Origin of the sequence: Aliamphritea hakodatensis (assembly GCF_024347195.1) — a bacterium.
Taxonomy (GTDB): Bacteria; Pseudomonadota; Gammaproteobacteria; order Pseudomonadales; family Balneatricaceae; genus Amphritea; species Amphritea hakodatensis.
Genome location: NZ_AP025281.1, coordinates 1,878,622 through 1,899,541, shown reverse-complemented (window position 1 = coordinate 1,899,541; position 20,920 = coordinate 1,878,622). Strand labels below are relative to the sequence as shown.

Here is a 20,920-nt window from a genome sequence, read left to right as displayed (position 1 = left end):
CAGGCACTGGATAAAAACACAGAGATCATCATGAAACTAACACAACGACAAACCGATGTTCTTGAATGTATAAAACATTACATTGCAACCACCGGCTATCCGCCAACCCGTGCAGACATTGCCCGGGAACTGGGGTTTAAATCTGCTAATGCTGCAGAAGAACACCTCAAGGCGCTGGCGCGTAAAGGCGCAATCGAAATGATACCTGGCACATCACGGGGTATCCGTATTCCCGACCTTGAACAGGAAGCTGCAGGCCTGCCTGTCGTCGGACAGGTCGCCGCAGGTAACCCGATACTGGCTCAGCAACACGTTGAAGACCGCTGCACCATTGCTGCAGACTTCTTTCACCCGCCAGCGGACTATCTCCTGCGGGTACGGGGCACCAGCATGAAGAATGTTGGCATTATGGACGGTGACCTGCTTGCCGTACATCAGTGCAAACAGGCAAAAAACGGAGAAATCGTTGTCGCCCGTATCGAAGATGACGTTACCGTTAAACGCTTCAGAAAAGATGGCAACTTAGTGTACCTGATTGCTGAAAACGAAGAATTTGACCCGATTGTGATCAACCTGGAAGAACAGGAATTGTCTATTGAAGGCCTTGGCGTAGGCGTGATTAGAAGAGGATAACGACATGATGCAGGCAGAACTGGTAACTCAACCCACTCAGAACGCGAATATTCCCCTGATTCGCCCTTCTGACAGCATGTTAACTGAACAGGTATCTCAGCCGATGCCCGCTCTTGCTGGCAAAATCACTGAAATTGTTATGCAAAACAATGATTTTGATCAGTTAACGATGTTACTGCCTTTGCTTGCTCAGTTAAGCCGCGACGATCGCTGGTTTGCCTGGATTGCACCGCCAAGCAGCCTGCCCAAAGCACTGCTTTCGGCTGCCGGCATTGATCTTAACAAGATCATGCTGTTACAACCCGACGCCAGCCACACAACTTATGATCTGGCATGCCAGGCCCTGAAAGCAGGCACCTGCCACGCGGTAATCACCTGGCCCGGAATGCTCAGCAATGAGCAACTAAACGGCCTGGAAAATGCAGCTGAACACGGCGCCAGCCACGGCATTGTGATCCGGGACCGCATAGCCTCATAAAACAGTTTTTATCCGCCATAAAAAAAGCGCCCTGTGGCGCTTTTTTTATGATCGTTAACTGCTCAGTGCAAAACCGGCGGTTTCTCATCTTCCGCACTTTTAAGCTCCTGTGCTTCAGCAGCCTTATTCTGTATTTCTGCAGCCATGTGAATGCCGGCACTCAGCATCACCTTCGCCACATCAAGATGCTGATCCTGCAGGCGCTTTTTCATATCATCCGAGAAGCTGACCCGCATCACAGGCACATCATCGGACTCCATTTCACGCAGTACAACTTCACCACTCTCAAGCTCAACAATTTCCAGAAACAACTCAGCCATCAATAAAACTCTATCTTAAAAAATGAATTACCATTCCTGAGATACAGCGCGTAAGCGCTGTATAACTGAAGACAATGCTTCCAGCCACAATGTGAGACTGGATTGCCGGTCATCATCAGTCAGCATCGTTAAACTGATCTCAGAATGATGCACTACACCGGTTTCATGACTGTCTCCACCCAAAGCAGAAAGCTGTACAAATGTCCGTTGCATCTGCGCCAGCCAGGAGGCGATTTCTGTTTCAAGCATCGCCAGCTCCTGCAGTTCCGGTGATACAAAGTCCGCAGAACATCCTTCAAGTAAGACAACAGCACTGCCTGTATCAGCTGATAACGGGACATTCTGGGCCTCTGCCAATTCACGCAGAAATGACCGGTAAGCCTGTATCAGATGAAATACAACAGACTCATACTGTGCCTGCCGCGCAGGCTCTGACTCACCGTCAGCCAGCGCGCTATATTGCTGCAACTGCAGTTTTGCAAAATACAGTCGCTGATTTGTCAGACTCAAACCACTCAGAGACATACAGGTACCTGCCAAAAAAAAGAAATACTACACATCAATGGCCACAGCAAAAGCCGTGGCCATCAACCCTAAGTGTAGACCCTTACTTCTTAGCTTTCGCTTTAGCCTTTGGCTTTGCCTTCGCGGCTTCAACTACCCAGCTATTACCCTGATAAAAAGCCCGCCAGCCCGTCGCCTTACCCTCTACTTCAGTCATCACATACTGCTCTTTGGTTTTCCGGCTGTAACGGACAATACTCGGGTTACCCTCATCATCCTGAACCGGTGCACTGAACAGGAAGCTGTACTTCGGATCAATTTCTTTCTGGTGCGGCAACAACTCACTGATCTTTGGCGCGCGGGTTTCCCGTTTCCGCGGGAACTGGCTGGCAGCCAGGAACAAACCGGACGCGCCGTCACGCAATACGTAGGTGTCCTCAACCTTGTCACAGGCCAGCTCAGGCATAGGTACCGGGTCCATCTTCGGCGGTGCAGCTTCACCACTCTTCAGCAGTTTACGGGTATTTTTACAGCCCTCAGCGGTACAGCCAAAGAACTTACCGAACCGACCGGTTTTCAGCTGCATTTCCGCGCCACATTTATCACAGTCGATAACCGGGCCGTCATAGCCTTTAATCTTGTAGCTGCCTTTTTCGACCTCAAAGCCACTGCAATCCGGGTTATTGCCGCAGATATGCAATTTACGCTGCTCATCAATCAGATAGCTGTCCATTGCCGTATCACAAATCTTGCAACGGTGTTTATTAATCAGAATGCGGGATTCTTCTTCATCATCACCGTCAACACTGACGACTTCATCGCCGTGAATCAGATTCATTGTCGACTTACAGCGCTCTTTTGGTGGCAGCGCATAGCCGGAACAGCCTAAAAAGACCCCGGTAGTACCTGTCCGGATCATCATTTCACGGCCGCAGGTCGTACACGGAATATCAGTTGCAGTCGGCGAGTTAGGCCGCATGCCGCCTTCAGGTTGCTGAGCAATTTCCAAACGGTTTACAAAACCGTTGTAAAACTGATTCAGCAATACCTTCCAATCCGCTTCGCCACTGGCAATATCATCCAGCGCTTCTTCCATACGGGCTGTGAAACTGTAATCCATCAGATCAGTAAAGTTCTCTACCAGCCGCTCAGTAACAATGTCACCCATCTTCTGGGCATAAAAACGACGATTCTGTGACTCAACGTAACCACGGTCCTGTATGGTCGAAATAATAGGCACATAGGTCGATGGGCGGCCAATACCGCGCTTCTCAAGTTCTTTCACCAGCGACGCTTCAGTATATCGTGGCGAGGGTTTAGTGAAGTGCTGTTTGGGTTCAATCTTTTCCAGCTTCAGGGTGTCACCCTGCTGTACGTCCGGCAAAATAATATCGTCATCTGCTTTTGCTTTTGACAGCACCCGGGTATAGCCGTCAAAGCGCAGGATCCGGCCCTTTGTAGACAGTTCAAACTCACCGGCCTTAACCGTAATGCGTGTACTGGTGTACAGCGCAGGCATCATCTGACATGCAATAAACTGACGACGGATAAGCTCATAGAGGCGCTCAGCATCCCGCTCCATGCTTTTCAGGGATGTAGCCTCAACCGTCACATCCGAAGGACGAATCGCTTCGTGTGCTTCCTGCGCGCCTTCTTTACTGCTATAACGGTTCGGTGCCTCAGGTAAATACTTATCACCGTAGCTGTCCTGAATATAATCCCGGCAGGCAGCAACAGCCTCAGTACTCAGATTGGTCGAGTCCGTACGCATATAAGTGATGTAGCCCGCCTCATAGAGTCGCTGAGCCATCATCATGGTTTTCTTTACACCAAAATTCAGCCGCGTACTCGCCGCCTGCTGTAATGTCGAAGTGATAAACGGTGCAGAAGGTTTACTGCTGGTTGGCCGGTCCTGACGCTGAGCAACTTCCAGCGGTGACTGGCCGATCAGCGCCTTATACTGATCGCTCTCTGTCTCACTGGTCGGCCGGTAAGCTTTGTCCTGATATTTATTAACCTGCAGACGCAGGGCCTCTTTCGCCCCGGAACTTGCATCAAGATGCATCTCCCAGAACTCTTCCGGAATAAAACTGCGGATTTCCTGCTCGCGCTCAACCACCAGGCGCACTACCACCGACTGTACACGTCCGGCAGACAGACCACGGGCAACCTTCTCCCACAGCAGTGGCGAGACCATATACCCCACAACCCGGTCCAGAAAACGCCGCGCCTGCTGAGCATTTACCCGGCTCATATCCAGCTCGCTTGGCTGCTTAAACGCTTCCTGAATGGATTTTTTGGTAATCTCGTTAAATACCACCCGGCGGTAACGGTCATCTTCTCCGCCAATCGCTTCACGCAAGTGCCACGCAATCGCTTCACCCTCTCGGTCCAAATCGGTCGCGAGATAGATGGTGTCAGCATTTTTCGCCAGACGTTTCAGTTCGTCTACAACTTTTTCTTTGCCCGGCAATATCTCATATTGCGCCAGCCAGTCCTTTTCCGGATCCACCCCCATGCGCGCAATCAATTGGGTTTTAGCCTTTTTAGCTTTATGTTTCACCTTTTCTTCAGGTGACATTTTACGGGTAAGTGCGGCCTGTCTGGCCCGCTCTTTGGGATCAGATTTAGACGCACTCGCTGAACCGCTGGTAGGCAAATCACGTATATGCCCCACACTGGATTTAACGACAAAATCGTTACCTAAATATTTGTTAATCGTCTTGGCTTTCGCCGGAGACTCCACAATAACGAGGGACTTACCCATATACAAAAATCCTTAGAGGATATAATCAGCAACTCAAATCAGCGTGCATATATAATGTCTCAAACCTAAAGGGTCAAGCTTCTGATTAAAATTACAGGTTCAATTATTAAAATCTATTTCAACAGGGTATATGCCAGATCATGATTTGGCAGGTACAATAGCGACACTCTTTATTCGCATATAATTACAACTACCTGAGAATATGCTTCAAGACAACCTGATTATCTTACTGACTGTTGCCTCAATTGGTTTTGTTGCCATTTGTATCAACCACTTTATCGCCTCCCGGGAGCAGCGTGAAGAAGCCCGTATCAAGCGCCTGAGAGAGCTGCGCCGTAAATCTGAGCTGGCGCTGAACACGATTACCGTACTGCGGGAAGCCAGCTGCCGTAAAGAAATTATCGATAAGCTTAGCCTGTTCGTCACTCACATGATCGAAGAAATTTCCCGGCTGGCACCGGATTCTGACCTGCTGGCAGAAATCAGCAACCTTAAAGATACCAACGACAACACTCAGGTCGCACCCGGAAACTTCAGCAGTGACAAAGCCCTGAAACGGGCCCAGTTATTTATCAGTCATGCTGAACAGATTTTTGTTGAAATGGCAAAAATGCGCATGCTGACCCCCACGCAGGTACGCCATTATCAGCACGATTTGTACTGGCTGCATGTCTGCGTGTTTGCGGATGCCCACATTCAGCAGGGCAATGATTATCTGGAGCAGGAGGATCATCTGATTGCCCTGTCTCACTTTAAACACGCCAAAGCCATCATAACCAAGACCAGCGTACCCCAGAAAAAGAAAAAAGACCGCCTGGAAAAACTCGATAAATTTATCACTGCGGCCCGTAACCCACCGGAAACAACTAAAAACCCAAGTGAAGTCTCCGGCTAACCCTCAAAAGCAAAACGGGGTACGGTTTTGCCATCAACTGTCACCGTTTCTGTAAACATTCCATACGGGCGTACCCACAGGGATTCATCGCCATAACACTGCCGGTAGACCACCAGATATTCTTCTGTTTCAGAATGCCGGGCAACACTGATAACTTCGTATTCCGCCCCTTTATAGTGACGATACTTACCGGGCTGTAACGTGACTGACTCTGACATTAAAATTTTTCCTCAGTAACTGATTTCATTGCATCCTGAATACGGTCCAGGTCTTCTAACTCACCACGCTCATCCCAGAACACACTCAGGTGCACCGGGTCGGATTCAATGGCAACAACACCTTCGGGCAAACGCGCAATCAGCTCCAGCAACAGACCTAACTGACCGGCCGACAACTGACGCTCACCTTCTCCCCAACACCAGCCTTCAGGTAACCCCTCCGCTGCCAGCGCCGTTTGTTTATATACCTGCCAGTGTACAAACGTTTCACGCTCCTGACGGGAAATATTTGTCCGGGGCAAGCGGTAAACCGGCGAATTGAAACTTTCCTGCTCAACCTGTCCACTGGCCCGTGGCGGATTCACCTTTGCCACCTGAACATTAAAACCTTTTCGCATTGCCAACTGCCGCAGCTGCGCCTGAAAACGTTGCCGCTGACTTGGCATGACCCACATCATCGAGCCCACCAGCGACATCATGACGAGGATAATAATCGCCCATTTCATTATCTGCACTCTCCTTAAAAAAGCTACAAAAAACCGCCTAGATATTTGACATCTCTCATGTTTTACAATATTTCTCTTATGCTATTCTGAGATACAGGAAACAACAGGGAATCAAAACATATGAGCATTTATAACCATATTCTGCTTGCTGTAGACCTGTCTGAAGCATCCCACCAACTGGTGGAAAAAGTACGCATCATTGCGCAAAGCTGCCAATCTGATCTGTCACTGATCCATGTGATAGAGCCCCTGAGTTTTGCCTACGGTGGCGACGTCCCCATGGACCTCACCGCTATCCAGGAACAATTGGATGAGCACGCTCAGGAAAAAATCCGTAAATTCAGCGCGGCCCTGGACTATCCCATCAAGCATCAGCATATCGTCAGCGGCCATACAGAGAGTGAAATTCACCGTATAGCCGAAGAAACAAACTGCGACCTGATTGTTGTCGGTAGCCATGGCCGTCAGGGCCTTGCATTGCTGCTGGGCTCCACCGCAAACGGCGTCCTGCACGGCGCTAACTGTGACGTCCTGGCCATCCGGCTGGCTGAGGAAGAGTAACGCTCAGTAATGCAGGGCTGAATCAGCCCTGCATTGCTTCAAGCTCAACCCAGCGCTCCATTAAACGCTCGACTTCAGCTTCCTGCTGCTGCAACGCCTCAAGCGTTTTAGCCACTTCATCACGGTCACCGCTATAAAAATCACCGGCACTGGAGACTTCATGCAACCGTGCCAGCTCTGCTTCTGCAAGCTCAAGCTGTTCCGGTAACTGATCAAGCTCGCGCTGTAACTTATAGCTGAGTTTTTTCTGCTTTTCTGCCGGCGGTTTAGCCACCTCTGCCGGCGCTTCTTCAACCGTCTTTTGCGGAACAGGCTGTTGCTTCGCAGGATCAGGTCGCTGTCGCAACCAGTCCTGATACCCACCGACATATTCCTGGATATGGCCGTTGCCTTCAAACACCAGTGTTGAAGTAACTACATTATCCAGAAACGCACGGTCGTGACTCACCAGCAGTAATGTGCCACTGAAATCCATGAGAATTTCTTCAAGCAGTTCAAGGGTTTCAATATCCAGATCGTTGGTCGGCTCATCAAGTACCAGCAGGTTAGCCGGCTGAGAAAACAGCTTCGCCAGCATGACCCGGTTACACTCGCCCCCTGACAGCGCTTTAACCGGCGTTCTGGCACGTTCAGGGGTGAACAGAAAGTCCCCCAGGTAACTGATAATGTGACGGGACTTACCATTAATGGTAATGCTCTCCCGCCCTTCAGAAATATTATCAATAATGGTTTGTTCCGGCTTAAGCTGCCCACGCAGCTGGTCAAAGTAAGCAACTTCAAGATTTGAGCCCTGACGTACTTCACCGCTGTCCGGTGTCAGCTCACCCAACAGGATTTTCAGCAATGTACTCTTGCCCACACCATTCGGGCCGATTAAACCTATACGGTCCCCACGCTGCATCCGGACGGAGAAATCCTTAACCACGGGTGCACCTTTGAAGCTCTGGCACACATCTGAAACCTCAACCACCAGCTTGCCTGAACGGTCCGCCTGTTCCAGATTAAACTTCGCTTTACCCTGCCGGTTACGCCGTTCAGAACGTTCGACACGCAGCGCTTTCAGGGCGCGTACCCGACCTTCGTTACGGGTCCGGCGCGCTTTAATTCCCTGACGGATCCATTTTTCTTCTTCCGCCAGTTTTTTATCAAACAGCGCGTTGTGGCGGGCTTCTTCTTCCAGCAGCTTTTCTTTCTGATCAAGATACGCCTGATAACTGCCCGGGAAAGAGGTCAGTGTGCCCCGGTCCAGCTCAATAATCCGGGTTGCCAGACGCTCCACCAGCGAACGGTCGTGCGAGATAAACAACACACCGCCTTTAAACTCAAGCAACTGTTTTTCAAGCCACTCGATGGTTTCAATATCCAGGTGGTTGGTCGGCTCATCCAGCAACAGCAAATCCGGCGACTGCACCAGCGCAGCACCCAGTGCCGCCCGGCGGCGCCATCCGCCAGACAGGGAAGACATCAGCACATCGCCATCCAGCCCCAGCCGCTCCAGAATCTGCTCAATGCGCAGCTCGAGCTGCCAGCCATCCACTTCTTCAATCTGATGCTGCAGACGGGTCATTTCATTCATTGCTGCATCATCAAACTGACCGGCCAGCTCGTGATAACGTAAAACCAGCTGATAGGCATCACCCAGACCTTCAGCAATGACATCCCGTACCTTTCGTTCATCCGCGGCAGGCAGCGCCTGAGGTAATTCAGCAATAACTGCACCGCCGTCCTGCCACAGCTCTCCGTCGTCGGTCGCCTGATGACGGGCAATCACTTTCAGCAAGGTTGACTTACCGGCACCATTTAGCCCGACCAGTGCAACCCGCTCGCCTCTCTCCAGCTGGAAATCCACCTGATCAAGTAAATGTTTATCACCAAAGGCAACGGAAACTTTTTCTAGTCTGATTAACGCCATTAATCGTCCACCTGTATAAAATCAGGCGCCTATTCTACTGAAAAAAATAAATTAAACATCCCTGCAGTGTGCTCATAAACTGCTATATTAGCGACCTCAGAGAAAAGGACATCCAGTGTTGCTACAACACGTCGCTTGCATCTTACAGGGGCTTCGTAGACACTCGATACATCGTTATATTATCGGCAAGGATTGTTAACCATGCTGGCCAGGCAAAAGTTTTATCGCAATCATTTTTTCAGTGTAATTGGTCTGAGTTTAGGGCTGTTCTGTAGCCAAGTCTCCGCCACAACCCTCGACCAGCAACGTCAGCTATATCAAGATGCCAAGCAATCCATCAAAGCATCCGAGTTCGGCAAACTTGATTCAATCAAAGCAAAACTCGCTGATTACCCGTTGCTGCCCTATGTGGAAGCTGCCCAACTGAGCAAGCAACTTGCCAGCGTAACCCAAAAGCAGATTTCTGAATTCGGCAAACAATACCCGGATGTCCCCGTTACCACACAACTGCAACAGCGCTGGCTGAACCAACTGATTCGTCAGAAACGTTGGAAAGCCTACCTGCCGGCACTGGCAAAATCCGGCATCAACGGCAGTGAAAAATATGAATGCTATCGCCGCCATGCACTGATGGAAACCGGGCACAAAGCTAAAGCCATTGCCGGTATAGATGCTTTCTGGAATGTCGGTCACTCCCGCCCTGACGCCTGTGACAGCAGCTTCGAATACTGGCAGAAAACTAAAGGCGGTCCATCTTCCGCACTGGCAACGTCCCGTTTCTGGAAAAGTGTTGCTGCCAAACAAATGTCACTGGCAAAATATTTACGGCGCTTTATCACCGCCAAACAGGATAAAGCCGTTATTGATCGCTTTTATAAAATTCAGGCGAATCCTGAACTGCTGACCAAAAAGAACGCCCTTAAAGATGATACCCTGGCTAACCGGGAAACGTATCTCTACGGCCTGACCCGGCTAAGCCTGAGCAAGCCGGCAGCGGCAGCCAAAACCTGGCTGACAGTGCGTGACACCCTGAAATTTAACACTAAACGGAAAGAATCACTCAACCGTAGACTGGCTTCACGGCTTCAAAGCAAGGCACCTAAAGGCGCACTGAAGCTGATAGAACAGCTGGGAGATAACCAGGACGAAACCATCCAGAACCGCCTCTTCCGTACGGCGCTGATCAAAGAAGACTGGCAGGAAGTTTTCCGCCTGATCAGTAACCTACCCGAAGAAACCCAGAAAAATGAACGCTGGGTCTACTGGCGCACTCTCGCCGCAAGCCACACTCAGGGTCTGACACCCGCCGCGTCACAGGCGTTTGTCACCCTCAGTAAAGAACGCAGTTACTACGGTTTGCTGGCGGCAGATATCCTTAACCGACCTTTCAGCCTGAATCCGACAGCTACTAAACCCGCCGGTAAAGCACTGAACACACTGGCGGAAACACCTGCCTTTAAGCGCATGTTCGAACTCTATAAACAAAACGAACACTACCTGGCACGGCGGGAATGGAACCGTATCACTCAGGATGCCGACTCAGACACCTTCTATGCAGCTGCAACCCTTGCGCATCAGTGGGGCTGGCACGACCAGGCGATCCGCGGCGCCGCTAAAGCCCGGGTCTGGGATGCGATCGATATCCGTTTTCCGGCCCCTTATACCAAAATCTTCGACAAGATGGCGGCTGAGCTGGAAATTGATACCAACTGGGCACGGGCTGTCGCCCGTCAGGAAAGCGCCTACCAAACCACGGTACGCTCAAGTGCCGGCGCCCGTGGTCTGATGCAACTGATGCCCAAAACCGCTAAACAGACAGCCAAGAAGTTTGACGTGAAATACAAAGGTGTTACCGACCTGAACCGGCCGGTTATCAATATCAACCTTGGCAGCGCTTACCTGGCACAAATGCAAAAACGCTTTAAGGGCAACCAAATACTGGCAACAGCAGCTTATAATGCCGGCCCCCACCGGGTTGATCAGTGGCTGAAAGCCCGCGGACATCTGCCTATGGACATCTGGGTAGAAACCATCCCTTTCAGGGAAACCAATAAATATGTCCGTAACGTCATTGCCTATCACGCCATCTATGCCACCATAGCCGGCGAATCTAAGCACTCCCTTGAACAACCGGCCTTTGAACTGGCACTGCAGGACGCCGTCGGCGCAAAGCAAAGCAAAACCCTGCGCAAGCAGATTAAACAGCAACTGAGCGCCTACTAAGATCACCCATGCGAACATTCACCCCGCAAAGTGCCGAACAAGTACTGATCGATATAGGCGTTAACCTTAGCGATTCCAGCTTTACAAAAGACTGGCAGGAAGTGGCTGAGCAGGCGCAGCTCGCCGGTGTTTCACCTCTGATCCTTACCGGCACCAATATGTCTGAAAACCGCCAGTGTCAGGAAATGTGTCAACAGAGCAGCGCCCCGCTGTTCACCACGGCCGGCGTACACCCTCACTCGGCCAGCGAGTACAGTACCGAAACAACCCGGCAGTTACGCCAGCTTTTAAAGCAAGAGAAGGTAGTCGCGGTCGGCGAAACAGGTCTGGATTTCAACCGTAATTTTTCTTCACCTGAGGCGCAGGTATACGCTTTCGAACAACAACTGGAACTGGCAGCAGAAACGGGCCTTCCCCTGTTTTTACATGAACGGGATGCCCATCAGAAACAACTGGAAATGCTAACCGCCTGCCGAGAACATATCAGTGGCGGGGTCGCCCACTGCTTTACCGGCACCCAGGAAGAACTGTACAACTATCTGGACCTGGACCTGCACATCGGAATTACCGGATGGATTTGTGATGAACGTCGCGGCAGTCATCTGCATCCATTGCTGAAAGACATTCCCTCAGACCGCCTGATGCTGGAAACAGATGCGCCGTATCTGTTACCACGGGACATTCGTCCAAAACCCAAAAGCCGGCGTAACACACCACTGAATCTGCCTCACATCCTGCAGGTAGTCGCAGAGCTGGTGGGTAAACCTGCAGAACAGGTCGCCCGGGAAAGCCGCACAACCAGCCTTACGTTCTTTAACTTACAGGACCTGCTTTAAAACCGCCTACTCGCTGACCTCCAGACCGCGAAGAAAATCCTGCAAAGCGGGCTGATCAAAGGGCCAGTCCAGCTCTTTACCACTGGCGTCATCAAGCAGAACCGGGATACGAACGGCATAACGGGTCATATATTCATCTTCAAAGGCAATATCTACCAGCTCCGCTTCGTGCAGCGCAGGGTTAAGCGTTGCTACAACGATTGCAGCGGCATCATCACACAGATGACAACCCTCAGTGCCCATCAATAAAAACTTACGCATAACCGTTCTGCCTGTTCAAAAAAATGGCATTTTAGGGGCTGCTATGCAGCAAGTACAGACAGGCTTTACAGATAGCCGCTCCAAAGCATCGGCCTGACACCGGATTTTTGCAGAATAATTCACGGAAATGTCACTAAAGTTCCACGAAACACCTCTTGCTGCACTGCATCAAATTGTCTATTCTCAATGATCGCATGATGCATTGATGCACCCTGTCAGGGATGTAACACAGTCCGGAACCGGGACAACTACCTAAAGGCGGCTTTATGGAAAACAACAGCAATCTCTTCTCTAATCCTCAGGAATTCATTAACTATCTGAATCAGGAAAGCCAGAAAGTGCTGGCGATGTATTCCTCTGCCGGCAGCGAAGACATATTCAAACAGTTCAGCCAGTCATGGACTGATCTGGCGGCAAAATCCTTTGAAGACCCTACCGCCTGGGTTAAAGCCATCGCAGACTATCAGCAAGCTCAGTTCAACCTGTGGCAAAATTTGCTCTCGGGCAAAAGCAGCGAACAGGAAAACGCTAAATCGGACCGCCGCTTTGCAGCCGAAGAATGGAGCAAAAACCCGGTATTTTCCTACATCAAGGAATCCTATTTCCTGGGCTCTAAGCTGCTAAGCGAAATGGCCTCCAACGCCAATCTCAGCGAAAACGAGCAGCGCAAGCTGGAGTTTTATACCCAGCAGTACATTGACGCCATGTCCCCAACCAACTTTGCAGTCACCAACCCTGAGGTGATGCAGCAAGCTCTGGACACCAACGGTCAGAGCCTGGTTGACGGCCTTAAAAACCTGCTGAGCGACTTTGAAAAAGGCCGTATCAGCATGACAGACGAGTCTGCATTCACCCTTGGGGATAACATTGCCACCACTCAAGGCAGCGTTGTATTTGAAAACGAAATGTTGCAACTTATTCAGTACGCCCCTACCACTGAAAAAGTCTATGCCCGCCCGACACTGATCGTCCCGCCGTGCATCAACAAGTTCTACATCATGGATCTGCAGGAACACAACTCGTATGTTAAATACTGTGTCGATCAGGGCCAGACCGTTTTCCTGATTTCCTGGCTGAACCCGACTGTCGAACAGCGGGACCTGAACTGGGATAACTATGTTGAAGATGGTGTTCTGAAAGCCGTCAGCACCGTTAAAGACATCACCGACAGCAGCAAAATCAACTGCGTTTCCTGGTGTATCGGCGGCACCATTCTGGCCTCCACACTGGCAGTTCTGGCAAAGCGTAAAGATGATTCAATTGCTTCCGCCACCTTCCTCACCACCCTGACCGACTTCACCGATCCGGGCGACCTGCGGGTATTCATCGATGAGCAGCAAGTTGAGCAGATCGTTCAGAAAGTTGATGAAGATGGCCTGCTTAAAGGCCGCAGCCTGGCAACAGCCTTTAACATGCTGCGCTCTAACGATCTGGTATGGTCTTACGTGGTAAACAATTACCTTAAAGGTCAGAACCCGGCGCCATTTGACATTCTCTACTGGAACAGCGATTCAACTAACCTCCCGGCCAGCATGTACAACTTCTACATCAACAACATGTACATTGGCAACAAACTGGTTGAACCCGGCGGACTGACCATCTGCGGTGAACAGATTGACCTGCGTGATATCACAATCCCTGTGTACTTCCTGTCTACCATCGACGACCACATCGCCCCCTGGAAAGGCACGTTTGCCGGTACCGAACTGATGCAGGGTAATATCGAATTTGTGCTGGGCGCCAGTGGCCATGTGGCTGGCGTAATCAACCCGGTTTCTAAAAACCGCCGCCACTACTGGTGCAGTGGGGAACTGGGCAAAGGCCCTGATCACTGGCTGGAAAGCGCCCAGCGGGAAGAAGGCAGCTGGTGGAGCCACTGGAATAAATGGATCAAACCCAAAGCCGGTAAAAAAACTGACGCACCTGCCACACCCGGTAACGCCAGCCATCCGGCAATCGAGCCGGCACCCGGTCGCTATGTAAGTGTCCGTGTGGATTAACCTGCACTTCCATTGCCTCAAAAAAGCCGGGACATTCCCGGTTTTTTTATACATGAAACAAAACGTTAAATTCATCCTGATTTGTTTCTAAGCCCGCCGCTTAGGGGTATCATGCGGCTTTTACTCCGGCAAGATACCCTGTGAACCCAACTCCCCTGTCAAAGCGCCTGTCAGAAATCAAAACCATTCTGATACTCGGCCTGCCAATTATTATTGCTCAGTTATCCCAGACGGCCATTGGCTTCGTTGATACCCTGATGGCTGCCCGGGTCAGCGCAGAAGATCTTGCCGCGGTTGCCCTTGGCTCCAGCTTCTGGCTTCCGATCCTCCTGAGCATGGGCGGCATACTGATGGCAACCACCCCGCTGGTTGCCCACCACGTCGGCGCAGGCGAAGAAGGGGAAACCCGGGTTCAGTTTCAGCAGGGGCAATGGATTGCCCTGTGCCTGACCGTTGTGGCAATTATTCTGCTGAATAACAACACCTCCCTGCTTGAATACATGGATATCCACGGCAGTTTACTGATAAAAACCCAGGCATATTTATCAGCGCTGTCGTGGGGTGTTCCTGCCATACTGTTTTATCAGGTGATTCGCAGTTACTGTGAAGGCTTCGGCAAAACCCGGCCAATCATGAAAATTGGCATCCTTGCCCTGCTCTGTAATATTCCGCTGAATTACATCTTCATTTACGGAAAACTCGGCTTACCCGCGATGGGCGGTGTAGGTTGCGGCTGGGCCAGCGCGATTGTCATGTGGATAATGGCCATTGCCAGCAGCCTTTACATCAGTAAAAGCGAACTGTTTAAACCCATTAAGCTCTTTAATCAGTGGCAAAACCCACAACGTAAGCCATTGGGATCGATACTCCGCCTCGGGGTTCCGATCGGCTTTACGCTGCTGATTGAAGTCAGCATGTTCAGTGTTATCGCGCTGCTGGTTGCCCGCCTCGGTGAAGTAGTGGTTGCCGCCCATCAGATCACCATCAGCTTTACCGGAATGGTTTTCATGCTCCCCTTGAGTATTGCCATGGCAATTACCATTCGGGTTGGTCAGCAACTGGGGGCAAAAAACCGTGAAGGGGCCCGGTTTACCGCAACATCGGGCCTGCTACTCACCGGCAGTTTTTCTGTGATTTCCTGTAGTTTCATGTATCTGACGGCAACCCTCATTGCACAGATGTATACCCCGCTGACAGAGGTGGTTACACTTGCCAGCAGCCTGATTGTAATTGCAGCTATTTTTCAGTTTTCAGATGCAATTCAGGTTGTAGCCGCCGGTGCATTACGGGGCTACAAAGACACCAGCGTACCACTGCTGGTGGTATTCGTTGCGTACTGGCTGATTGGTCTGCCTTCAGGCTATATCCTCGGCCTGACTGACCTTCTCGTACCCGCCATGGGCGCTGCCGGTTTCTGGTACGGGCTGGTTATCGGACTGACCATTGCCGCTATACTGTTACCATGGCGTTTATTCCGTTTAGCCCGATAAGTTTACCCCTGTACAGGGTCCGGCTTTTCTGCAGCCTGTGCCTGTGTCTTATCCTGTCTGGCTGTCAGCCCACCACCCCTGAAGCCATGCTGGAAGACTATATCAGCCGACTGGGTAACGCCCTTGGTACCGATGCTTCGCTGGACCTCAGTGACATACACCCTGCTCCCCTGCCACGGCGACGCCTGCGCATTCTGGAAGAAACACCGGTCCGTCAAGGCCTGCTTGAAGTACTGGAGCTGCGACAGTGCGACTTACTGCCTCTGATTGCCCAGCGTAACAGTTCGCTGGGCCGGGTCATGAAACCGTCGCAGAAGCTGGTCTACGAACTTAAATTCATTGTTCTGATGCGGCAGTGCGTGGACCGTATCCGCACCCAGGAGCTTGAACCGGAAGTACGCGAACAGATATTGAATATCTGGGCAATCAAACAGGCCAACCTGCCGGCGGTCCTCTGGAACAGCCTGTATAACACCGACGAAATGGAAGCCAATTTCTCTGCGTCAGAACCGCCCCTGGAACTTCCGTCAGCAGACATCTCCGAAAAACGTTTGCAGCAGGCGCGGTTTGCCAGTGTAAAACTGAGCCTGCAACATTTTCAGCAACTCAGCAGCCTTGCCAGTCAAGCCCAGAACTGGCCACTGCCAGATTTCATTGACAATATTGAAGAGGATTACCTTACCCTCTACAGCAACCGGTTTGGCAGCCGCTGGCAACGCTCGCTTCTTATCACCACAACGACACTCAATCAGGGAGCGAACCTGATTGAACAACGCCTGAAATCCAGACCCTTCTGTTTCAGTGGCCACCGTAATCAACAGGCAGAAATACTGATGAATGTGTTTCAGAAGTATTATGCCGGGCAGCTTCAGCCGTATCTGGCTAACATCCACCAACAGGGCGACATCTGGCTTGCAGCCCATGAAGCCATTCTGACACCGCTGCAAAGCACCCTGCCAGACGCCATGCGCGAGTACCGCAAAGACTATCTTGACCGGCAGAATCAGACAGGCCAGTGGCAGCAGTACCGCCAGGCACTGCACCGTCATACAACGGCCTGGCAGGAAATACTCGGACAGTGCAACATGATGCCTGACGGCAGCCGCTGAAATAACCTCTGCACATTTTGGGTAGCCCCCACGGAACATTCGCAGCAACCGCCAATCACACCCTTCAGACATACCGGTAATTAAAGACTATTACCCATTATGCACAGCTTAACCGCTGCATCGGATGATTAGCGGGAATGATTTCTCTAGAATCATGAGCTCTCTTTAAAGACCATTACAGACCGCACAGCCTTCCGGTAGTAACCGGGTGTCGTCAGGAGCAGGGATGACCGCACGATCAGTTGCAGCCAATAAATATCAGTCAGGTAAACTGACCAGCCCGGTCATTGCTGTCTGTGCCCTGCTGATTGCCCTGACACTGGCCCTCACCTCCATGGCGGCCGTCGAAATGGATGTGCGCATGAGCCAGGCCCAGATCGAAAAGCTGGGGCGCCAGTATGGTGAACAGGCCCAAAAACGCCTGCAGGCATGGCAAAGACTGATCGATGAAATTGGCACCGACCCTGAAGACATTAAGCTGCGTAAAGTGAATAAATTCTTCAATCAGGTCCGCTTCATTGACGACATTAAACACTGGGGCAAAAAAGATTACTGGGCCACGCCTGTTGAATTCCTGATTTCCAATGGCGGTGATTGCGAAGATTTCACCATTGCCAAATATTACACCCTTCGCCAGGTCGGTGTGCCGGTAGAGAAGCTGAGCCTTGCCTACGTAAAAGCGCTGGAACTGAACCAGGCCCACATGGTACTCACCTACTATGAAAAACCCTCTTCAACCCCGCTGATTCTTGATAACCTCATCTCACGGATTAAACCGGCGAACCGTCGCCCGGATTTGTTACACGTTTACAGCTTTAATGCCGATAACCTGTGGCTTACCAAGAAAGGCAAACGTAATAAACTGGTGGGAACATCAGATCAGCTAAAACCCTGGGTAAAACTGAAATCAAGAATTCAGAACCTGGATAAAGACATTAACGTACAATAAGCGGATGTAGAGAAAGGAAAAGTCATGTCTATCGTAAATCAGTTAATGGCTGCTGTTTTAGCCGTCTTGCTAGGCCTGGTATCCGGATCTGTCTATCTGATGTCGGATAGCTCCAAGGCCATGCTGCTCAACCAGCTCGAGTCCCATGGCCAGGACACCGCTACCCACCTGGGCCTCTACCTTGCGCCGTATATGCTGCAGGAAGACGAAGCCACGATTGAAACCACGGTCAACGCCATTTTTGACAGCGGCTATTACCAGCAAATAAAAGTGGTTAACAACCAGGGCCAGGAGCTGTTTTCCAAAAGCACACCCCCACAGATCAGTGAACAGGTGCCTCAATGGTTCGTGGACATTGTCAAAATTGATCCACCCGAAATGACCCGGGAAGTGACCTCTTCCTGGAATAAAGCCGGCTCAATATTCGTCCAGAGCCGTGCAGGATATGCCTACGAACAGCTATGGCGCGGCACCAAACAAACGTTCCTGTGGTTTGTGGTACTGTCACTGCTCAGCATTGTCTTTATTCACTTCCTGTTGCGTTACATTCTGAATCCGCTCAAAGGCGTGGAAGATCAGGCTGTCGCATTATCAGAACGCCGTTATGTCGAACAGGAAAACATCCCTAAAAGCCGGGAACTTCGCCGGGTAGTCATAGCGATGAACATGATGATCCAGCGTGTGAAGGCAATGTTTGATGCCCAGGCGAAACAAATCGAAGAAATCCGCCGCACCGCTTACCAGGACGACCTGACCGGGCTGGCAAACTATCGTTCAACGCAATCACAACTGGTTGAAAGACTGGATTACCGCAAAGATTTCGGTAACGGCACCATGATCTACCTGCACATTGCAGACCTGCAGGGACTAAACCAGAAACTTGGGGTAGAAAAATCCAACAACTTCATTAAAGCCACCGCCGGACAAATGGAAAAAATTGCAGCCTGCTGCGAACAGTCTGTCATCGGACGCCTGACAGGTTCAGACTTCGTATTGCTTGCAGACCTTACTAATCCGGATCACCTGCAGCGCGAACTCAACACACTGATCAGCAGCCTGCATGACTATTACCGCCAGCTGCATCACGACAGCAGAGATGCACAGGCTCCGGTTTATATCGGCACCACACCGTTCCGAGAAGACTGTAATGCCAGCCAACTGATCGCTAACGCCCGGATTGCCAGCGAGCAGGCTGTTACTGATAACAACCACGTTCACTCCATCCAGGCCCAGGAACAGGAGCAGCAACAGCAGAACAGCTGGCATCAGCATGTTTCTGACAAAGTCAGCCGGGGCGATATTTTCCTGCAGAGCCAGCCGGTATATGCCGTCGGTAATACAGAAAAACATCTGCAGCAGGAACTGTTTGCACGGATACTCAATCAGGAAAATGAACCCTGCATGGCCGGTGAATTCATCAGTGTTATCAAGCAACTGGATCTGATGTCTGAACTGGATAAAACCGTGATCAACAAGGCGATCGAACGGCTACAGAAAGGCGACCAGAACACCTTCTGTATCAACCTGAGCAACGACTCATTGCGGGAAGACGGCTTCTATAACTGGTTTGCTAACGCCGTACGCAACCTGAATGCTCCCCAGCAGCTCCAGATTGAGATTAACGAATCATCCGTACTGAATAACATGGAACAGGTGGTACGCTTCCGCCAGCAACTTAAGGATTCACGCATTGGATTTGGTGTCGATAACTTCGGGGTACACCCTGCAGGCTTTGCCTACCTTTACAGCCTGCATCCCGATTACATTAAGATTGACGGTTCTCTGATCCGTGAAATTGATAATAACGCTGAAGACCGCTTCTTCGTACGCAGCCTGTCTACCGTTGCTCACAGCCTGGAAATTCAGGCATACGCTGAACACGTGGAACGCAACGAACAGCTGAATGTTCTGGCCGAGCTGGAAATCAACGGCAGCCAGGGCTGGGTACACGGCCGCCCGGTGGTACTGGACTAATATCATCCGGCCTTATTCCGGATAAAAAAAACGCCGCTGAAAAGCGGCGTTTTTTTTAACTGCAAACCCTTAACGGTGCTTGGTAACCAGTTGTTCCAGCTTGTTGCTGATACGGTCTTCACGGGCCTGGACACGCTGCGCCTGCTGGTTTTGCTGACGACGCTTATTGGCTTCTTTCAGCTGCCCTTTGGCATGTTCAGCTTCTGATGCCGTGACGGTACCTGCTGACTCGCCGGCCAGACCGATACGGTCAGCGCCTTCCTGCAAGCTGCGGAAATAATGAGGCGAACGAACATAAGAAGCCAGCGCACGCTTAATCTTATTCTTGGCCAGTTTTTCATCAGCAATCAGATCTTCCTGAATACCAATTTTCAGAGGGCGAACATTTTTGCGGTTAAATACCTGCGGGTATAACTCGCAAATCAGTTGCAGAGCGGCCTGGTTCGCGGCACGGTTCTTGTTCTTAGACTTCGACGGTGCTGCAGATGTTGCTGCTGTATCAGTAGCTGTCACAATGAGTTCTCTCGTTACTTACCGGACTGTTGCCGGACTAAAACTTGGTATTACCATACAGAGAGCTGATATTACGTACATCAGCGGAGCTGTACAGTTAAATTTTAAATAAAGCCGTTATTCGCCTTTGCGAATATAATAAAAAAATCGTTCGTCATCCGTATCCTGCGCAATAAGCTCATGGCCCAGAAAGGTACAGAACTTAGGTATGTCCCGCTGCGTCGAAGGATCTGTTGCCAGTACCTGCAACACCTCGCCGGAGATCATCTCACGTACTTTATTGTGCAACAGCATCACAGGCTCCGGGCAATATAAGCCGCAGGCATCCATGACGTGGTCTGCTTTCACTTCAACCATTCTATGTACAACCTCATATTAACAGGCCGCTATTGTCGCAAATAATTTGTTCCAGCAAAACCCATACAGGTCACGGAAAATGTTAGGCTTACAGTCAGGACTATAAAAAAGGAGCCTAACATGATCCGCGTTATCATCGAACGTCACATTGCCGATGACTTAGAAGAGCATTACGAACAGGCAGCACGCAGCACGCTGGCACAAGCCATGCAGGCCCACGGATTTATTTCCGGGGAATCTCTGCGTAATGCATTCGATCACAACCACCGTATTGTACTGGCAAATTACCGCTCAGTTCAGGACTGGCAACGCTGGTACTCATCCTCAGAACGCCAGTCCATGATGTCGACTCTCTCGCCGATGCTTCAGCGGGAAGAGAAAATCACCGTCCTGGAACAGTAAGCCCATCCCCAC

21 protein-coding genes are annotated in these 20,920 nt (G+C 50.8%); 12 read left to right on the top strand and 9 right to left on the bottom strand.

The features are described from left to right. Positions 1-30: 30 nt before the first annotated feature. On the top strand, positions 31-633 hold the full coding sequence (gene lexA, locus PCI15_RS08655) for a transcriptional repressor LexA (protein ID WP_271273930.1): 603 nt from the start codon (positions 31-33) through the stop codon (positions 631-633). A gap of 4 nt (positions 634-637) precedes the next feature. Then, positions 638-1,111 carry a cell division inhibitor SulA gene (locus tag PCI15_RS08650; RefSeq protein ID WP_271273929.1) on the top strand — a complete coding sequence of 158 codons (474 nt, stop codon included), beginning with the start codon at positions 638-640 and terminating at the stop codon, positions 1,109-1,111. 62 nt (positions 1,112-1,173) lie between these two features. Here the strand turns inward: PCI15_RS08650 and PCI15_RS08645 are convergent, their stop codons facing one another. The 3 genes from PCI15_RS08645 to topA all read right to left on the bottom strand — a co-directional run bounded on the left by PCI15_RS08645 (position 1,174) and on the right by topA (position 4,702). Beyond that, positions 1,174-1,431: a hypothetical protein gene (locus PCI15_RS08645; RefSeq protein WP_271273928.1), complete on the bottom strand. Its 258-nt coding sequence runs from the start codon at positions 1,429-1,431 to the stop codon at positions 1,174-1,176. A gap of 27 nt (positions 1,432-1,458) precedes the next feature. Beyond that, entirely contained in the window at positions 1,459-1,956 is a 498-nt protein-coding gene (locus tag PCI15_RS08640) for a DUF6586 family protein (protein WP_271273927.1), read from the bottom strand. An 82-nt stretch (positions 1,957-2,038) separates the two neighbouring features. After that, a complete protein-coding gene (gene topA / locus PCI15_RS08635) occupies positions 2,039-4,702 on the bottom strand; it encodes a type I DNA topoisomerase (RefSeq protein WP_271273926.1) in 2,664 nt (887 codons plus the stop codon). Positions 4,703-4,904: 202 nt separating this feature from the next. On the opposite strand from topA, the gene PCI15_RS08630 reads away from it, so the two are divergent. Next, positions 4,905-5,597: a DNA topoisomerase I gene (locus tag PCI15_RS08630; protein ID WP_271273925.1), complete on the top strand. Its 693-nt coding sequence runs from the start codon at positions 4,905-4,907 to the stop codon at positions 5,595-5,597. On the opposite strand, the gene PCI15_RS08625 is transcribed toward PCI15_RS08630, so the two are convergent. Together PCI15_RS08625 and PCI15_RS08620 are read right to left on the bottom strand one after the other, a co-directional pair. Next, positions 5,594-5,815 (bottom strand): DUF1653 domain-containing protein, encoded by a 222-nt coding sequence (locus PCI15_RS08625; RefSeq protein ID WP_271273924.1) that lies wholly within the window; start codon positions 5,813-5,815, stop codon positions 5,594-5,596. The two genes, PCI15_RS08630 and PCI15_RS08625, sit on opposite strands and share 4 nt — an antisense overlap. Beyond that, entirely contained in the window at positions 5,815-6,321 is a 507-nt protein-coding gene (locus PCI15_RS08620) for a hypothetical protein (RefSeq protein ID WP_271273923.1), read from the bottom strand. Before PCI15_RS08620 ends, PCI15_RS08625 begins: the two co-directional genes overlap by 1 nt. Before the next feature lie 120 nt (positions 6,322-6,441). Here PCI15_RS08620 and PCI15_RS08615 point away from each other — a divergent pair, with 120 nt between their 5' ends. Continuing rightward, positions 6,442-6,882, top strand: coding sequence for a universal stress protein (locus PCI15_RS08615; RefSeq protein ID WP_261844612.1), 441 nt, complete (start codon positions 6,442-6,444; stop codon positions 6,880-6,882). 22 nt (positions 6,883-6,904) lie between these two features. Here the strand turns inward: PCI15_RS08615 and PCI15_RS08610 are convergent, their stop codons facing one another. Next, positions 6,905-8,794: an ATP-binding cassette domain-containing protein gene (locus PCI15_RS08610; RefSeq protein WP_271273922.1), complete on the bottom strand. Its 1,890-nt coding sequence runs from the start codon at positions 8,792-8,794 to the stop codon at positions 6,905-6,907. A 201-nt stretch (positions 8,795-8,995) separates the two neighbouring features. On the opposite strand from PCI15_RS08610, the gene PCI15_RS08605 reads away from it, so the two are divergent. Further along, positions 8,996-11,017 (top strand): transglycosylase SLT domain-containing protein, encoded by a 2,022-nt coding sequence (locus tag PCI15_RS08605; RefSeq protein WP_271273921.1) that lies wholly within the window; start codon positions 8,996-8,998, stop codon positions 11,015-11,017. A gap of 8 nt (positions 11,018-11,025) precedes the next feature. Then, the gene (locus tag PCI15_RS08600; RefSeq protein ID WP_271273920.1) at positions 11,026-11,853 is read left to right on the top strand and encodes a TatD family hydrolase; all 828 of its coding nucleotides are present in this window, start codon (positions 11,026-11,028) and stop codon (positions 11,851-11,853) included. Between the two features lie 6 nt (positions 11,854-11,859). Here PCI15_RS08600 and PCI15_RS08595 read toward each other — a convergent pair whose 3' ends face one another. After that, positions 11,860-12,114, bottom strand: a complete 255-nt coding sequence (locus PCI15_RS08595; protein ID WP_271273919.1) for a glutaredoxin family protein — start codon at positions 12,112-12,114, stop codon at positions 11,860-11,862. A gap of 266 nt (positions 12,115-12,380) precedes the next feature. Between PCI15_RS08595 and PCI15_RS08590 the strand changes: the two genes are divergently transcribed. The 5 genes from PCI15_RS08590 (at position 12,381) to PCI15_RS08570 (ending at position 19,636) form a co-directional block, all read left to right on the top strand. Then, the gene (locus PCI15_RS08590) at positions 12,381-14,114 is read left to right on the top strand and encodes a PHA/PHB synthase family protein (RefSeq protein ID WP_271273918.1); all 1,734 of its coding nucleotides are present in this window, start codon (positions 12,381-12,383) and stop codon (positions 14,112-14,114) included. Between the two features lie 140 nt (positions 14,115-14,254). Further along, positions 14,255-15,604, top strand: coding sequence for an MATE family efflux transporter (locus PCI15_RS08585; protein WP_271273917.1), 1,350 nt, complete (start codon positions 14,255-14,257; stop codon positions 15,602-15,604). Positions 15,605-15,690: 86 nt separating this feature from the next. Continuing rightward, complete coding sequence (locus PCI15_RS08580; RefSeq protein ID WP_271273916.1) at positions 15,691-16,713, top strand: DUF3080 family protein; 1,023 nt, start codon at positions 15,691-15,693, stop codon at positions 16,711-16,713. Positions 16,714-16,939: 226 nt separating this feature from the next. Next, positions 16,940-17,662: a transglutaminase-like cysteine peptidase gene (locus tag PCI15_RS08575; protein ID WP_271273915.1), complete on the top strand. Its 723-nt coding sequence runs from the start codon at positions 16,940-16,942 to the stop codon at positions 17,660-17,662. 24 nt (positions 17,663-17,686) lie between these two features. Beyond that, complete coding sequence (locus tag PCI15_RS08570; protein WP_271273914.1) at positions 17,687-19,636, top strand: bifunctional diguanylate cyclase/phosphodiesterase; 1,950 nt, start codon at positions 17,687-17,689, stop codon at positions 19,634-19,636. Between the two features lie 69 nt (positions 19,637-19,705). Here PCI15_RS08570 and PCI15_RS08565 read toward each other — a convergent pair whose 3' ends face one another. Continuing rightward, the gene (locus PCI15_RS08565; protein ID WP_271273913.1) at positions 19,706-20,149 is read right to left on the bottom strand and encodes a ProQ/FINO family protein; all 444 of its coding nucleotides are present in this window, start codon (positions 20,147-20,149) and stop codon (positions 19,706-19,708) included. A 117-nt stretch (positions 20,150-20,266) separates the two neighbouring features. Beyond that, positions 20,267-20,506, bottom strand: coding sequence for a sulfurtransferase TusA (tusA, locus tag PCI15_RS08560; RefSeq protein WP_271273912.1), 240 nt, complete (start codon positions 20,504-20,506; stop codon positions 20,267-20,269). A gap of 120 nt (positions 20,507-20,626) precedes the next feature. Here tusA and PCI15_RS08555 point away from each other — a divergent pair, with 120 nt between their 5' ends. Continuing rightward, the gene (locus tag PCI15_RS08555; RefSeq protein WP_271273911.1) at positions 20,627-20,908 is read left to right on the top strand and encodes an antibiotic biosynthesis monooxygenase family protein; all 282 of its coding nucleotides are present in this window, start codon (positions 20,627-20,629) and stop codon (positions 20,906-20,908) included. The last annotated feature ends 12 nt before the right edge of the window (positions 20,909-20,920 follow it).